The following is an 11,185-nucleotide window of genomic DNA, read 5'->3' as shown; positions in this document are numbered from 1 at the left end:
ACAATTGGCATCGTCCACACGGCAGCCTAAAGTCCAAACCACCCATCAGTCGCCTCGATATAACCCTGGACAACCTGTTGAGGCTCCACAACTAGCCATCGACAGCCTCTCGGCTTTGGAACGCGTCGCGCCCGAAACTGGATTTCGCGAGTTCCTGATCAGCGTCACCTCTTTCGTCAAGAAGCGTGAGATTGCGGGACTTTGCACAGCCACTGACACATCGTTGGTGGGTGGCCATTCCGCCAGCGAACAACACATCTCGACGCTCACCGATTCTATCATCCTGTTGCGCTACATTCAGGAAGCCGAGTTCATGCATCGCGGCCTAATGGTGTTGAAGATGCGTGGCAGCGAACACGACAAGCAAATCCGACGCTTCACAATCGACGGCAAAGGGATGCACCTCGGAGCGCCCCTGACTGGGGCGCCGGACGTGTTCCGGGGTCCTTCCGATAACCAAGGCTTGATCGACATGAGCGGTTGTAGTGCGCTTAAGCAGACAGTGGCCGAAATTCTACGTTGCGAGGAGAATCCAAGCCAGACGAGCATCAGTCAGCCGAGCTTTCGGCTGCTGATCGAAAATACGGCGGACGGCGTGTTGGTTGTCGATCTCGCTGGCGCGGTGCTTTACGCCAATCCAGCCGCCGCACGGATTTTCGGCAAACGACCCGAACACCTTCTTCACGTTCCGCTCGGTCGTCCCGTCGTCTCAGGCGAGACGGCCGAAATCACCGTACATCGTCCGGTCGGAAAGCCAGCAGACGTAGAGATGCGGGTGGTAGAGGTAACTTGGGACGGCAAACCGGCGCTTCTGGCGAGCCTCCGTGATGTATCGGCGCGACGCGCGCAGGAAGAGCGTCAGCGTCAATCACAGAAGCTGGAAGCGATCGGCCGCCTAATGGCCGGCATTGTTCATGATTTTAAGAATCTGATCGCCGCGTTCGAGTCTGGGCTGCGGCTGCTGGAAAAGCAGATCGCTTTAGATCCAAAGGATCCCAACGTCGCCATGCTCATCGAAGAAATGCACAGACGAACCCAAAATGGCAGTGCATTGACGCAGCAGTTGCTCGCATTCTCGCGCCGACAATCTCTCGTCCCTCGGACCGTCGATCTCAACGAAAGGATCAGCTCTCTTACCAGTCTTCTCGAGCGGACTCTTGGCAGCGGCGTCAAGGTCCAATGCGACTTGGATCCGACGCTCGGCCCTATTCTCATCGACGCGAACCAGCTCGACGTTGCCATCCTCAATCTCGCCGTCAATGCCAGGGATGCCATGGCGGGCAGCGGCACGCTTACGATTGAGACAAACGATGTCCCAGACGATCTAGAAGACATGCCCGCTATTGCTGCATTTTTCGTACAGGTGACTATACGCGATACCGGCTGTGGGATGAGTAAGGACGTGCTGGCCCAGGTTTTCGAGCCTTTCTTCACCACCAAGGGCGACAGTGAGGGAACCGGTCTGGGGCTCAGTCAGGTTTATGGCTTCATCCATCAGTCAGGCGGACGTATCCGAATTGACAGCGAGATTGGAAAGGGTACGAGCATCCATCTCTTCCTTCCGCGCGCTTAGGCAAATGCGACAGGACACTAGCCAGATCAGCTGAAGCTATATTGAAGGCGCCGACTGCAAGCTAAGCTGTGCGGGGAACCAGATGTCGGAGGCGCCGACGGTGGCGTCGATCCAACGGGCGCCCCATTATTTCGGGGCGCTCCAAAAGGGAGCGCTTCGCAAGGCGACTGTAAGGACTCAGGCACCGAAGATCACGAAACAAGGACATCTCTGCGCACGTCGGCATTGGAAGTCGAAAAAGCGGATCGGGGACCAACCCGCTTTTTCTTTGCTGCCGACATGGGCTGGGGCTGGGGGAATGTCGGCGAGCAATCCTAGAATGGTTCAAAAAGGCAATTATCCTTGATCGTCGGCTTCGGCCGGTTATCCTGCCTTTATCAGACCCGCACGGCGATTGAATGATCAAAGGCCGCCCGTCGCGAGCGATCTCAACTGATGCGTCTGGACCAGTCGTCAATCTGGCGCTCGGCTTCTTCCTTGGCGATTCCATACCGTTCTTGGATACGTCCTACGAGTTGATCACGGTTCCCTTCAGCCCGATCAAGATCATCGTCGTTAAGGTCACCCCATTGTTCCTTGGCTTTTCCCTTGAGTTGCGTCCACTTTCCCTTGATTTGATCCCAGTTCATGACTTCTCCTTTGTTGTGCAAGGACAAATGCGGACGCACACGATAATGTTCCCTCAGTTGCGAAAGCCCGGCACCGTCTTTCCCGGCGTTTGCCTGAAAGCTTCTCATGGGTTCGGCAGCGATGCTTCGCAGAATAAGGGCGACCTCATGGCAGGCCCTTGCGGTAATGGAATGCTAGGATCGCGGAAAGGTTCGGCCGTCCGTGAGTTGTCCCCGAGAGAGACACCCCGTGTCTCGCGTCAAATTTGACTAGCCACCAACTGCCATTCTACCGCCCGCATAGGCCGCCAGTGCTCGCTGCCGCTCCGGTGCCATTTACCGGGGAACGCTTTAGTCTGCCCGCAGTTCTAGAATTCGAGCAATATGGTAATTCCGCCTTGCTCACGGCGAATTCAATTCAGGGAGCGCCCTATGAACAACTCCGATGCGAACAACGCGAATCCGCAGCCGGGGAATCCACACCCAGAGCCGGCCCGACCGCCTGCCCCTCCGGAGCGCCCTCCGGATCAACCGCCAGACCTACCGCCGTCTCACCCGATTCCAACTCCGGGAAAAGGACCGGCTGAGATTCCACCTGATATTCCGCCGGACATTCCTCCAGAGCCAACGCACCCGGGTCCGGTTATCTGACGGGCAGGCATCCACGTGTCGGGGCCGCCTGCCAACGGGGACTGCCGGCGGGGCATTGAGGTAGCCACTGGCCCGCTTCCGCCACAAGATTGGGGCAGCAAAGAAAAGGGGATTGATCCCTCGGCGGAACAGACACGTGCTCGGCTATATCTGAGAAATCCTTCCTACAGGGGACTTGGAGGCAGCATCATCGGATGGCCAACGAGGACAAAAGGATCGTCATTGCCGGCAGCATCGGCTGCTATGCCGGCGGCTGCCTGGCGCTCGCCGGGCGACGGGTGATTCTGCTGGCACGGCCGCACATCGAAGAGGCCATGCGGAAGGACGAGTTGCGGATCACCGGCCTTGACGGCCGCGATCGCTCCATCAAGCCAGATGGGCTTTCGGTCACCGCCGATCCGGCGGTCGCCTTGCGCGGCGCCGAAATCATTCTTGTGACGGTCAAGAGCGGCGCGACTGAAGCGATTGCGGCGCTCATTGTCGCCCATGCCCTGGTGCGCAAGGCAGAGCAGGAAAGGCGTGGATCGCCCGGCTTGACGTCCGAGGCCATCATGGCGGACGGCCGCCAATAATCGCTGTGATCGTCAGTTCGCGGCCCGCACATGCGCCCAGTAACGGCCCTTGCCGGTACGCTTGGCTTCATACAGCGCGTGATCGGAACAGGTGAGAAGAATTTCCGGCTCGCCGCCATCGGCAGGCGCGAAAGCGCTTCCAATGCTCAACCCGATGGGTATTGCGGTGCCCAGGCCAAGGTCGAAAGGAACCGAAATCTTCTCAATAGCCCGCTTTGCAAGATAGGTGGCTTCGATCTCGGATGTGTTGGGCAGCAGGATGACGAATTCGTCACCGCCGATCCGAAAAACCACATCCCCCGCTCGGAAAGCGCGTTTCAATCGTTCGGCCACCTTGCGCAGCAGCATGTCGCCGACCGCGTGGCCGAAGCAGTCATTGACGTGTTTGAAGCCGTCGAGGTCCATGCTGAGAACGGCAAACGGCCTGCCGCCATTTGCGGCCGGCGCGGCAAGCTCGCCGCACATGCCGCGCAGTTTCTCCTGAAGGAAGATGCGGTTTGGCAGGCCGGTCAGGGCGTCCTTGATCGCCAGATCGCGATTGTCCAGTTCGGCGCGGATCATGCGGGCGTTGATCGCATGATTTTGAAGCAGCACGATGATGACGCCGGCCACATAGAACGGCACTTGAATTCCGACGATCGACATTCCGGGCGCCGGCGAAAACAGCGCGCCAACCAGGAAAGGCAGGCTTACGGCCAGCATAACGAATATGGCGTAGCGCGGGGTCGCGGCGTTGCGGGACGACACCACGCCGACGACGCCTGCGACATTCAGGGCAGCCAGCACGGCGAGCGCGATATGCCCGCTGACGACGCAGCCATAGCAGCCGAGGCCGAAAATGACCGACCATGGGCCCCCGGCGGCCATGAGGCCTGCCAGCGGCCCCGTTCCCCCGCGCTTGCGGGCCCGCTCACATTCCCGCATCAGCAGGAAGCGGACGGCAAACAGGATGAGGTCGGCCGCGATCCAGGCGTAGGGCCACCGGTCGCCGGTGACGACCGCGGCGCTGACTGCCAGCACCAGGACGCTGATGGTGCCGAACAGGACAGCGAATTTGCGATCGAAGGTGGTATCGAGAAGCCGCGCACGGACAGCTTCCGGTTCCGCTCTCATCGGCGAAGAAAACCAGGCGAACAGCCGCGCGCCGGCGCTTCACTTTCCGCGCGTTTTCGGGTTGGCCAAGGGTTCGTCGTGTGCCAGTCGAGTGCTCCGTGTCGGGCGACACAGTCTCCACGGGCATGCTGGACCAAGGTGATTAAGATTAGCTTAGGTACCAGGACGAGCCGGCCGCAAGGGACCGTCGATCAGGGTGATCTTTTGCCAGATCTTCCGCGACAGGTTGGAGCTCAGGGACTCGATGTCGTTAACGCCATCGACGACCACATCGTCGTTGACCGACTGGGCGAACAGCGCGGCGATCTTGCCGGTAATCGACAGCATTTCGGAGCAATAGTCGAGATAGCGGGCGAGATCGGCACGGTCGGTTATGCGTGCCGGTGAATGCGATGTCGGCTTGAAATCGGTTGAAAGCGTTGCCGGATCCTTGGTCAGCTGATGCATGTCGATGACATGGATCAGCGATCGCAAGCCGTGAAGCTTGCGAAACACCTGCTTGCGCTTGATGCGCTCCTCGGTTCGGATCAAGGCCAGGAAGCCGAGCACCGCGAGGATGATCATGTTGATCAACGATTCGATGCCTTGCACCGACTGGACGGCATCGTCGGTTCCCGAGATACGGCCGAGCGGCAAGATGGTGCCGACGAACAGGAACATCAGCGCTCCGGCGGCAATGGCGGCGATGACGACGCCGCGCAGCCACCAGATCGGCGCCTCCAGCGCCTTCGCCGCCTTGGCCAGATCACGCGACAGTGACACAAGTTCAATGGCGACGCCACGCAAACCTGCATCGGGAAAACGCTCGGCCACGCGTTTTTCGAGTCGCTCGGCCGTTTCGATGATCAGCTTCGAATCAAGCGTGCGGTAGCGCATGGCTGGATACCCGGCGCTCAGGATTCGGCGGGCGCATTGGTACGCTTGCCGTAGCGGTTGGGTCCGGGATCACTTTTGAAAAAGGCCAAAATGATAAGAAGAATGGCGCCGACGATGAGAGAGATCAATGCGTAGTAGGTTGGCTTGCCGAAATCGTGGAACCGCTTCGCCGTTAGCGCAAAGGTCGACCATGCCGAGACAACCACAGCGATCCACCAGGCGAGCGCCCAGTATTGACTTGCGGCGGTGCCTAGCGGCGTTCGCGAGAACTGGTAAAGCAGAAAAAGCTGAACGAGGAGCGGCAAAAGACCGGCCAAAACGTAGGCACTGGGGTTCACCCGCCCGGAAAGGCTGAAGAAAAGCCATAGAAATCGAGATCTGTCGAGCAAGTGGGTGCGTCCGTTCTTTGCAAACATCAATCGCGAAGCAGTTCATTGATCGAGGTTTTGGAACGGGTCTTGGCATCGACCCGCTTGACGATGACGGCGCAGTAGAGGCTCGGGCCGGGCTCGCCATTGGGCAACGGCTTGCCGGGCATCGAGCCGGCAACGACGACGGAATTGGCCGGCACTTCGCCGTAGAAAACCTCACCGGTGGCGCGGTCGACGATCTTGGTCGACTGGCCGATGAAGACGCCCATGCCGAGCACCGAGCCCTCGCGCACGATGCAGCCTTCGACCACTTCGGAGCGTGCGCCGATGAAGCAATTGTCCTCGATGATGGTGGGGCTGGCCTGCATCGGCTCCAGCACGCCGCCGATGCCGACGCCGCCCGACAGATGCACATTCTTGCCGATCTGGGCGCAGGAGCCGACCGAGGCCCATGTGTCGACCATGGTGCCGCTGTCGACATAGGCGCCGACATTGACGAAGGACGGCATCAGCACGGCACCTGGAGCGACATAGGCTGAGCGCCGCACGATCGACGACGGCACGGCGCGGAAACCTGCCTTCTCGAAATCGATGGCGCTCCAGCCGTCGAATTTCGACTGCACCTTGTCCCACCACACGGCCTGGCCCGGACCACCCTTGATGATTTCCATCTGGTTGAGCCGGAACGACAGCAGCACCGCTTTCTTCAGCCACTGGTTGACATGCCATTTGCCGTCGGCCTGACGCTCGGCAACGCGGGCGATACCCCGGTCGAGCAGGTCGAGCGCCGCCTGAATGGCGTCGCGCGTCGCGCCGCGGGTTGCCGTCGAAATCGTCTCGCGTTCCTCGAAAGCTTTTTCGATGGTGTTTTCGAGACTCGCCAGATCGGGCTTCGACATGAATTCGCTCCATTACCAAGCTGTTAAGGGGCCGCACCTTAACCTGTTTTGAAAGTCGCCGGACCCTATGTGAAGGCTTGGTGAGGGTCAATCGCGGCTGCGTCACGGGACGGCGCCAGTGAATAATTGGGTAAGTGAATATTGGACGGGCAGGTAATATGACTCCTATGGAAAAGGCGGGGTGGACGCCGCTGCCGCATTCGGACGAGGATCTGGAGCGGTCGAAAAGCGTGCCGGACACGCCACAGACGCGTGCCGAGACCTACCGGCTGGCCTGGAACGATCCCGACTTCATGACACGGCGCGAATTGCGCGCGGTCAGGCTGCAACTCGAACTGTTGAAGCCGGAGATGATTCTGGCCGAGCGTGGCATCCGCTCGACCGTCATCCTGTTCGGCGGGGCGCGTATCCCCGAGCCGGACGGCGAAGCCTGGGCGGCCAAGAACGAGACGCAGAAGAAGAACCTCGAGAAAAACAGTAAATATTACGAGGAAGCGCGAAAGTTCGCCCGCCTCTGCTCGCAGCAGTCGGCCACCTCTTATTATCGCGAATTCGTCGTGGTGACGGGCGGCGGGCCTGGCGTGATGGAAGCCGGCAACCGCGGCGCCGACGATGTCGGCGCACCGTCGATCGGCCTCAACATTGTGTTGCCGCACGAGCAGGCGCCAAATGCCTATGTGACGCCCGAGCTCTGTTTCAACTTCCACTATTTTGCGGTCCGCAAGATGCATTTCGTCATGCGCGCCAAGGCTGTAGCGGTGTTTCCGGGCGGCTTCGGCACGATGGACGAATTCTTCGAGACGCTGACCTTGATCCAGACCGGCCGCATGGAGCGCGTGCCGGTAATCCTGTTCGGCAAGGCGTTCTGGAAACGGGCGATCGATCTCGATTTCCTCGCCGAGCAAGGCACGATCACCCCCGGCGACCAGGACATCATCGATTTCGTCGACACCGCCGACGAGGCCTGGGGGATCATCAGCCGCTTCTACAAGCTTTAGGCCGCGGGCTGTATCGATCCGGCTGCGCGAAGCAACGGCCTCAAGCGGTGAAGTCGACGATCGCGGTGAGGAATTCGGCAAGATCGTCGGTGACGAAATCCACATCATCCTCGTTGGCCGGGTCACGTTCCCAGATCTCCGAGAAGGTCGGCTCGAAGTTGCGCGGCACGACCAGCACCGTCGTCATGCCCAGCGATTTCGGCACGGACAGGTTGCGGGCCAGATCCTCGAACATCACCGCATTGTGGCCGGTGACGGCGTGGAGTTCCGCAAACTTCTCATAGGTCTGGCGCGCCGGCTTGGGGTTCAGCCCGGCAGCGACGATATCGAAGATGTCATCGAAATGGTCGAGGATGCCGAGTTGGCGCGCGGTGCGTTCGGCATGCCTGCGGTCGCCATTGGTGAAGATGAACTTGCGGCCGGGAAGCTGGCGGATCGCGGTGCCGAGAACGGGATCGGGAACCAGCCAGGAATAGTCGATATCATGGACCTTCTCGAGAAAATCGTCGGGATCGATGCCGTGGCGCGCCATCAGACCGTTCAGCGTCGTGCCGTATTCCCGGTAGAGTTCCTTCTGCAGCTTGCGGGCATCGTCGCGTGGCAGCGTCAGCAGTTCTCCGACATAGGCGGTCATCTTCACATCGATCTGCGAGAACAGGTTCGAATGGTGCGGATAGAGCGTGTTGTCGAGGTCGAACACCCAGTCGGTGACATGGGCAAAGCGGGCGGGTTCCGGGAGCGTGGTCATGCAATCCTTATGGCACGAAACACTGCCTTTGGCAGAGGCTTTATCCACAACTTATGCGCGTTGCGAGTGGCGGAAATGGCGCGATGATTCAAATTTTAGGCATCGCCGAAAGGTGGCATTCAGGGCTTGCTGGCACAGAGACGGTTCAGGGGGAACAAGCGATGAGCCGCATATTTCTGAAGTCTGCCGCCGTCGCTTTCGCCTCCCTCGCGGTCTCGCTTTTGTTGACGCTGGTCGTCGTCCCGGCAATGGGCTTTCCGATCAACCGCACGATCTGGCTGACTTCCACGGTCTGCCCGCTGGCCCTCGCCTGGATCGCCGGCGCTTATACGTTCTGGCAGGGCGAGAGGTTGAAAAGCGCGCATCGCGACCTCGCCCGCGCTCATGCCCAGCTCGCCGCAGCGCATCGGCGCCTGTCGGAAAAAGCGAGCCGCGACGACATGACCGGCATGCTCAACCGCGCGAGCTTCTTTGCGGCGCTCGACGCCTCCCGGCGTAAATCCGATCGCGGTGCGTTGCTGATCATCGATGCCGACCACTTCAAGATCATCAACGACAGCTACGGCCGCCTGACCGGCGACGAGGCGTTGCTCCTTATTGCAAGCGCGATCGAGCGCGGCGTGCGCAGCGGCGACGTGATCGGCCGCATCGGCGGCGAGGAATTCGGTGCGTTTCTGGTCGGCGCCACCGAACAGGAAGCCAAACGCGTCGCCGAACGCATTCGCCGTGAAGTCGAACTGATCCGCTTCCGTCCCGTCGATGAGCGGGTCATACCCCTCACCGTCAGCATCGGCGGTGTCACCTGCGGCGAGGATGCCGGCGTATCGGATCTGATGCGTGCCGCCGACCATCGCCTTTACCAGGCCAAGCATCGCGGCCGTAATCTGACCATCCTGGACAGGGACATTTCCGAAGCGGCCTGAGCGGTCTCGCTCATTAAGGAAATCCTAACGCTGTTTGGACTCAGCCAGGCCGCTTACACGGCTTAAGCAAAGTGTGCCGCTAGGTTTCGCACGGAATTGGCTTCTCCTGGCGAGTATGTGCCGTTCAGGGAACGCCATGCGTGGATCGAAGCTATCGAGAGACGTGCCATGAGTTTCTTCACCAAGAAGATATCGCGCCGCACGATCGTGCAGGCCCTGATCGCATTGCCGGCCCTGTCGCTGTTCCACAAGCTGCCCGATGTCGATCCGGACGCGATCGTCGAGGTCAATGGTTGGATCCTCAAAAGGAGCGACCTCACTTGATCTTCGACAGCTACGAGGCATTTCGCGCTGCGAATTTCACCGCCAAGGTCTGCATTCTCGGCTCCGGGCCAACCGGCATCACGATCGCCAGGAAACTCGGCGCGGCCGGCATTCCGGTCGTGGTGCTGGAGGCCGGCTCTCGCGAGTTCGGCGACGATTCGCAGGATTTCTACCGCGGCGTCACGGTCGGCGACCCCTATTTCGATCTCGACATCACCCGGTTGCGCTTCATGGGCGGCAGCTCCAATCACTGGGCCGGCTGGTGCCGGGTGCTCGACAGCCAAGATTTCGAGCCCAAGGCCTGGGCGCCGGATACCGGCTGGCCGATCAGCCGTGCCGACATCGAGCCCTATCTGCCCGAAGTCCAGGACATCCTGGAACTTCCCGACTTCCGGCCGGATGTGCCGATCTCGGAAGATATTCGCTGGGTGCAGCTGATCAAGAGCCCGGCCGTACGCTTCGGCGAAAAATTCGCCGACGAACTCGACAGGAGCAGGAACGTGGCCGTGGTGCTCAGCACCTATGCCACCGAGCTTACCGGCGACGGTAAGAGGGTGACCGGCGCCAAACTGTGGTCGAGCGGCCAGGATGCCGGCTCTTTCACCGCCGACTATTTTGTCGTCTGCACCGGCGGTCTGGAAAACTCGCGGCTGCTTCTGTGGTCGAACCAGCGCTCGAACGGCGGCGTGGTGCCGAAGGCGACAGCGCTCGGCCGCTATTGGATGGAGCATCCGACCTTCGAGGGCGGCAATGCCATCCTCGCCGACTATAGCGAGTTCGAGGTCGACGCCACCAACGAGGCTTTCTTCTCGCCGACGCTGGCGGCCATGGAGCGCCTCGAGATCATGAATTTCGGCATCAGGCTGATCGAGACGCCGTACCCCGGCATCAAAAGCGTCATCGCCGACCTCGCCTGCACGGCGGCCCGAGATGGCCGAATGGGTGTTCCATCAGCTCAGCCAGAACCTGCGCTGCGCCGCCCAGCTCTATGTCGCCTGGGAACAGGCGCCGCTGGCCTCGAACCAGATCCGGTTGTCGAAGACCGATGTCGATCCTGCCGGCGCGCCGCGCATCGAGCTGCACTGGAAAAAGTCGGAGCTGGAGCGCCGCACGCTCCTCGAGGGCTTGAGGCTGTTCGGCAAGACGCTCGTCCGGAAGGATATCGGCCGGGTGCGCATCGCCGACTGGCTCGCCAGTGGCGGGGACTATCCGACGAATGAGGAACTGGCCGGTCACCACCATATGGGCGGCACGCGTATGGGCACGGATGTGACCAGGAGCGTGGTGGACGCCAACTCAAAGGTGCACGGCATGGACAATCTCTATGTCGGCGGTTCCTCCGTGTTCTGCACGTCCGGCGAATGCAACCCGACGACGACAATCGTCGCGTTGGCCTGCCGGCTGGGCGACCACCTCGGCAAGCTCATTGGCGTGTAGAAGGCCGGCTCAGCCGAGCCGGCCGAGGGGTCGTTATCACAGTGCACCACCAATGACGCCCGCGCCGATCGGCTGCGAGCGTCCGAGCCTGC

The 11,185-nt window shown here is 60.7% G+C and carries 11 protein-coding genes and 1 pseudogene; 6 read left to right on the top strand and 6 right to left on the bottom strand.

Annotated elements, in window-relative coordinates:
• The first annotated feature begins 115 nt into the window (after window positions 1-115).
• Window positions 116-1,573 (top strand): ATP-binding protein, encoded by a 1,458-nt coding sequence (locus tag NKH12_RS23325; protein ID WP_352955299.1) that lies wholly within the window; start codon window positions 116-118, stop codon window positions 1,571-1,573.
• A 428-nt stretch (window positions 1,574-2,001) separates the two neighbouring features.
• Here NKH12_RS23325 and NKH12_RS23320 read toward each other — a convergent pair whose 3' ends face one another.
• On the bottom strand, window positions 2,002-2,202 hold the full coding sequence (locus NKH12_RS23320) for a CsbD family protein (RefSeq protein ID WP_352955298.1): 201 nt from the start codon (window positions 2,200-2,202) through the stop codon (window positions 2,002-2,004).
• A gap of 824 nt (window positions 2,203-3,026) precedes the next feature.
• Between NKH12_RS23320 and NKH12_RS23315 the strand changes: the two genes are divergently transcribed.
• Complete coding sequence (locus NKH12_RS23315) at window positions 3,027-3,404, top strand: 2-dehydropantoate 2-reductase N-terminal domain-containing protein (protein ID WP_352955297.1); 378 nt, start codon at window positions 3,027-3,029, stop codon at window positions 3,402-3,404.
• A gap of 12 nt (window positions 3,405-3,416) precedes the next feature.
• On the opposite strand, the gene NKH12_RS23310 is transcribed toward NKH12_RS23315, so the two are convergent.
• The 4 genes from NKH12_RS23310 to dapD all read right to left on the bottom strand — a co-directional run bounded on the left by NKH12_RS23310 (window position 3,417) and on the right by dapD (window position 6,663).
• Complete coding sequence (locus NKH12_RS23310) at window positions 3,417-4,517, bottom strand: GGDEF domain-containing protein (RefSeq protein ID WP_352955296.1); 1,101 nt, start codon at window positions 4,515-4,517, stop codon at window positions 3,417-3,419.
• Window positions 4,518-4,670: 153 nt separating this feature from the next.
• Window positions 4,671-5,393 (bottom strand): hypothetical protein, encoded by a 723-nt coding sequence (locus NKH12_RS23305; RefSeq protein WP_352955295.1) that lies wholly within the window; start codon window positions 5,391-5,393, stop codon window positions 4,671-4,673.
• A 17-nt stretch (window positions 5,394-5,410) separates the two neighbouring features.
• Window positions 5,411-5,782 (bottom strand): DUF805 domain-containing protein, encoded by a 372-nt coding sequence (locus NKH12_RS23300; RefSeq protein WP_352955294.1) that lies wholly within the window; start codon window positions 5,780-5,782, stop codon window positions 5,411-5,413.
• 26 nt (window positions 5,783-5,808) lie between these two features.
• The gene (gene dapD, locus NKH12_RS23295) at window positions 5,809-6,663 is read right to left on the bottom strand and encodes a 2,3,4,5-tetrahydropyridine-2,6-dicarboxylate N-succinyltransferase (RefSeq protein WP_352955293.1); all 855 of its coding nucleotides are present in this window, start codon (window positions 6,661-6,663) and stop codon (window positions 5,809-5,811) included.
• Between the two features lie 158 nt (window positions 6,664-6,821).
• Here dapD and NKH12_RS23290 point away from each other — a divergent pair, with 158 nt between their 5' ends.
• Complete coding sequence (locus tag NKH12_RS23290; protein ID WP_082982714.1) at window positions 6,822-7,661, top strand: LOG family protein; 840 nt, start codon at window positions 6,822-6,824, stop codon at window positions 7,659-7,661.
• Between the two features lie 40 nt (window positions 7,662-7,701).
• Here NKH12_RS23290 and NKH12_RS23285 read toward each other — a convergent pair whose 3' ends face one another.
• Window positions 7,702-8,409: a pyrimidine 5'-nucleotidase gene (locus NKH12_RS23285; RefSeq protein ID WP_352955292.1), complete on the bottom strand. Its 708-nt coding sequence runs from the start codon at window positions 8,407-8,409 to the stop codon at window positions 7,702-7,704.
• A gap of 161 nt (window positions 8,410-8,570) precedes the next feature.
• Here NKH12_RS23285 and NKH12_RS23280 point away from each other — a divergent pair, with 161 nt between their 5' ends.
• From NKH12_RS23280 to NKH12_RS23270, 3 genes and pseudogenes are all read left to right on the top strand, one after another.
• A complete protein-coding gene (locus NKH12_RS23280; protein WP_352955291.1) occupies window positions 8,571-9,332 on the top strand; it encodes a GGDEF domain-containing protein in 762 nt (253 codons plus the stop codon).
• A gap of 168 nt (window positions 9,333-9,500) precedes the next feature.
• Window positions 9,501-9,656 carry a hypothetical protein gene (locus NKH12_RS23275; RefSeq protein ID WP_352955290.1) on the top strand — a complete coding sequence of 52 codons (156 nt, stop codon included), beginning with the start codon at window positions 9,501-9,503 and terminating at the stop codon, window positions 9,654-9,656.
• A pseudogene (locus tag NKH12_RS23270) lies at window positions 9,653-11,093 on the top strand (GMC oxidoreductase). Before NKH12_RS23275 ends, NKH12_RS23270 begins: the two are co-directional and overlap by 4 nt.
• Window positions 11,094-11,185: the final 92 nt, after the last annotated feature.

Source organism: Mesorhizobium sp. M1322 (assembly GCF_040318085.1).
In the GTDB taxonomy this organism is placed as follows: Bacteria; Pseudomonadota; Alphaproteobacteria; order Rhizobiales; family Rhizobiaceae; genus Mesorhizobium.
This window is presented reverse-complemented; position numbering and strand designations above follow the sequence as displayed.

Coding starts and splice junctions, on each gene's coding strand:
- dapD (WP_352955293.1), bottom strand. CDS start 6,663: ATGTCGAAGCCCGATCTGGCGAGTCTCGAAAACACCATCGAAAAAGCT.
- NKH12_RS23285 (WP_352955292.1), bottom strand. CDS start 8,409: ATGACCACGCTCCCGGAACCCGCCCGCTTTGCCCATGTCACCGACTGG.
- NKH12_RS23280 (WP_352955291.1), top strand. CDS start 8,571: ATGAGCCGCATATTTCTGAAGTCTGCCGCCGTCGCTTTCGCCTCCCTC.
- NKH12_RS23290 (WP_082982714.1), top strand. CDS start 6,822: ATGACTCCTATGGAAAAGGCGGGGTGGACGCCGCTGCCGCATTCGGAC.
- NKH12_RS23320 (WP_352955298.1), bottom strand. CDS start 2,202: ATGAACTGGGATCAAATCAAGGGAAAGTGGACGCAACTCAAGGGAAAA.
- NKH12_RS23275 (WP_352955290.1), top strand. CDS start 9,501: ATGAGTTTCTTCACCAAGAAGATATCGCGCCGCACGATCGTGCAGGCC.
- NKH12_RS23315 (WP_352955297.1), top strand. CDS start 3,027: ATGGCCAACGAGGACAAAAGGATCGTCATTGCCGGCAGCATCGGCTGC.
- NKH12_RS23310 (WP_352955296.1), bottom strand. CDS start 4,517: ATGAGAGCGGAACCGGAAGCTGTCCGTGCGCGGCTTCTCGATACCACC.
- NKH12_RS23305 (WP_352955295.1), bottom strand. CDS start 5,393: ATGCGCTACCGCACGCTTGATTCGAAGCTGATCATCGAAACGGCCGAG.